This window comes from Vibrio sp. 1978, assembly GCF_033344345.1.
Window position 1 is genome coordinate 1 of the sequence record NZ_JAWPOP010000638.1, and the last position, 626, is coordinate 626.

At 47.0% G+C, this 626-nt stretch carries 1 protein-coding gene; it reads right to left on the minus strand.

Going from position 1 to position 626, the window contains the following annotated elements:
* Positions 1-12: 12 nt before the first annotated feature.
* Positions 13-626: LysR substrate-binding domain-containing protein (locus R8N49_RS28275; RefSeq protein WP_318190587.1), on the minus strand; the 614-nt coding region annotated here is incomplete at its 5' end.

The following is a 626-nucleotide window of genomic DNA, read 5'->3' on the forward strand; positions in this document are numbered from 1 at the left end:
TAACAGGCTCAGTTACGCAAATTCTTGTTTTAACCACGAGCGCAATAAGTGAAAGCTTTCTTGCTTGAGCTTATGCGGTGGGCACACAAAATAAAGTTGCTGATTAGGATTGATCACAGGCTCACCAAGTTCGATCAGCTGACCGTACTTGATGTCGTCTTTCACAAACAAACGATGAGTCACCAACACACCCAAACGACGCGTGGTTGCCTGTACCGCTTGAATCGACATATTAAAAGTGATCGGCTTTTTGTTTTTTGGACGAGCGACTCCTATCGCGTCTGACCAGACTTGCCAATCGTGTTTTCTGCGCTCATTCGTGACCTCAATGAGCGGATACGTCTTTAAGATGTCAGAAAGGTTAACTGGATTGCTGTGGTCGATGAGATCAGGGCTGCACACTAATACCAGTTCGTCTTCACTGAGCTTTTCGCAATAGTAGTCTTGCCACTCTTCAGTGTTGCCATGCACCAACGCAGCATCAACGCCTTCTTGTTCCAAATTGAACCGTCCAGAAAGGTTAGATAGGCGCACATCAAGTTGGGGCGCATAGGCTTGAAGGCGTGGCATACGTGGGATCCACCAATGCAGTGCCAAGGAATTCACCATGTTTAGCGTAATGCGTT